Origin of the sequence: uncultured Microbacterium sp., assembly GCF_963521645.1 — a bacterium.
GTDB lineage: Bacteria > Actinomycetota > Actinomycetes > Actinomycetales > Microbacteriaceae > Microbacterium.
Map to the genome: position 1 here is coordinate 1 of NZ_CAUQVQ010000148.1, position 2,672 is coordinate 2,672.

Annotated in this window: 2 protein-coding genes; both read left to right on the forward strand. The window is 69.8% G+C overall.

Going from position 1 to position 2,672, the window contains the following annotated elements; genetic code table 11:
* Positions 1–309 precede the first annotated feature (309 nt).
* Entirely contained in the window at positions 310–978 is a 669-nt protein-coding gene (locus RWO82_RS15490; protein WP_314428424.1) for a GntR family transcriptional regulator, read from the forward strand.
* A complete protein-coding gene (locus tag RWO82_RS15495; protein ID WP_314428425.1) occupies positions 975–2,501 on the forward strand; it encodes an MmgE/PrpD family protein in 1,527 nt (508 codons plus the stop codon). The genes RWO82_RS15490 and RWO82_RS15495 overlap by 4 nt, the downstream gene beginning before the upstream one ends.
* Positions 2,502–2,672: the final 171 nt, after the last annotated feature.

The following is a 2,672-nucleotide window of genomic DNA, read 5'->3' on the forward strand; positions in this document are numbered from 1 at the left end:
CTGGGGTCGGAATCCCGCGCGAATAGCGTCGTGAGGTGCCAGGTGCGCGACGGCGGTGGGACTTGGGTTGGCGCCTGAGGTCGGAATCCCGCGCGAATGGCGACATGAGATGCCAGGTGCACGACGGTTGAGGCGCGGTTGCGGGGCGTTGGGGCGGTGGGGTGGCGCTTGTGGTCGGAATTCCACGCCCATAGCGACATGAGGTGCCAACTGGGCGATCGGGGTAGGGGCAAGCTCTTTGTGTATACGCCATGACCGTCCAACAGCCATCCTCTGCCATTCAGGCGCTTCTGTGTATACACTGAGGGCATGAGCTCCGTCGCCGAACGCATCAGTGCGAGCGATCGAGCCCACGCGGCGCTGCTGGAGGAGATCCAGTCGGGCGCCCTCCCCGCGGGCTTCGTGCTGGGCGAGGTCGAGCAGGCCGCCCGCCTCGGCATCAGCCGCACGCCGATGCGCGAGGCCCTGCGTCGTCTCGCGGCCGACGGCCTGGTCGTACAGCAGTCGCCGCGTGTGACGGTGGTCGCGGATCTGGATGCCGACGACATCCGCGCCCTCTTCGAGATCCGCCGTGCGCTGGAGGAGACCTCCGCCCGACTCGCCGCGACCCGAGGGGACGCCGCCCTGTTCGCCGCGCTCGCCGACGAGTTCGCGCACGTCGACCTCGCCGCCGTCGAAGGCCGTGACGCGTACTACGCCCTCATCGCGCGCTTCGACGCGGCACTCGACGCGGCCGTCGCCAACGACTACATCGCCTCGGCGCTGCGCACCGTGCGCACCCATCTCGTGCGGGTGCGCCGCATGGCCCGAGACAAGCCCGACCGCCTTGCGGCCTCCGCGGCCGAGCACCGCACGATCGCCGCCGCTCTCGCCGCCCGAGACGGTGACCTCGCCGCTCATGCCACGCACGTGCACCTGCACAACGCGCTCACCGGCATCCTCGACTCCCTGACCGCCAACCCCGAAGGTGTGAAATGACCGTCACCCACCACGTCCGCGTCCACCGCAGCGACGAGAACCTCGCCCGCGAAGACCAGCTCGCCTGGAAGATCGCCGAGGTCGCCGCCGACCCGGTCGAGGTCGAGCAGGACGTCGCCGACATGATCATCAACCGCATCATCGACAACGCGTCGGTGGCCGCGGCATCCCTCACCCGCGGGCCCATTAACGCCGCCCGTGCGCAGGCGTTCAGCCACCCCGTCTCGTCCGGCGGCATCGGCGCCACGGTCTTCGGCGCAGCTCTCGACCACCGCACGAGCCCCGAGTGGGCGGCATGGGCGAACGGCGTGGCGGTGCGCGAACTCGACTACCACGACACGTTCCTCGCCGCCGAGTACTCGCACCCGGGCGACAACATCCCGCCGATCCTGGCCGTGGCTCAGCACGTGCAGGCCGACGGTCGCGCGCTGCTGCGCGGCATCGCCACCGGCTACGAGATCCAGATGGACCTCGTGCGCGCGATCTGCCTGCACAAGCACAAGATCGACCACGTCGCCCACCTCGGCCCGTCGGCCGCGGCCGGCATCGGCACCCTGCTCGGGCTCGATGTCGAGACGATCTACCAGGCTGTCGGGCAGGCGCTGCACACGACCACCGCCACGCGTCAGAGTCGCAAGGGCGAGATCTCGACGTGGAAGGCGCACGCCCCGGCCTTCGCGGGCAAGCTCGCCGTCGAGGCGGTCGACCGGGCGATGCGCGGTCAGACGAGCCCCGCCCCGATCTACGAGGGTGAAGACGGCGTGATCGCGTGGATGCTCGACGGCAAGGACGCCGCGTACGAGGTGCCGCTGCCCGCTGCAGGCGAGGCGAAGCGCGCGATCCTCGACTCGTACACGAAGGAGCACTCGGCCGAGTATCAGGCGCAGGCGTGGATCGACCTCGCGCGCAAGCTCGGCACCGAGAACCCGGCGCTGCGCGACCCCGCCAACATCGAGGCGATCGTGCTGCACACCAGCCACCACACGCACTACGTGATCGGCTCCGGCGCGAACGACCCGCAGAAGTACGACCCCACGGCCTCGCGTGAGACGCTCGACCACTCGATCCCGTACATCTTCGCCGTCGCGCTGCAGGACGGCGGATGGCACCACGTCGACTCGTACACTCCCGAGCGTGCGGGCCGCGAAGACACCGTCGCACTGTGGCACAAGATCACCACGGCGGAGGATGCCGAGTGGACGCGCCGCTACCACTCGGAAGACCCCGACGTGAAGGCGTTCGGCGGTCGCGTCGAGTTCCGCCTGACCGACGGCACGACCGTCGTCGACGAGATCGCCGTCGCCGACGCGCATCCGTTGGGTGCGCGTCCGTTCGCCCGCGAGAACTACATCGCGAAGTTCCGGCTGCTGGCCGAGCCCGTGCTCGAGGCGACGGAGATCGAGCGGTTCCTCGAGCTCGTGCAGCGACTGCCCGAGCTCACGGCGGCCGAGGTCGGCGAGCTGTCGATCATCGCGAGGTCGGGCCTGCTCGACGCGGCGGATGCTCCGAAGGGGCTGTTCTGATGAATCTCACCGCATGTCGTCTCGGTCCGCTGCGCGGGCCTCGCTCAACGACCGTGGGTGCGGCCTCCCCGGTCGTTGAGCGAGCACGGCGGAGCCGAACGAGACGAAACGCGGGTGCAGCTTCCCCGGTCGTTGAGCGAGCACGGCGGAGCCGAGCGAGACGAAACGCGG

What these genes read in the sequence shown, in the direction of transcription:
- RWO82_RS15495 (WP_314428425.1), top strand. Translation starts at nt 975, where the DNA reads ATGACCGTCACCCACCACGTCCGCGTCCACCGCAGCGACGAGAACCTC.
- RWO82_RS15490 (WP_314428424.1), top strand. Translation starts at nt 310, where the DNA reads ATGAGCTCCGTCGCCGAACGCATCAGTGCGAGCGATCGAGCCCACGCG.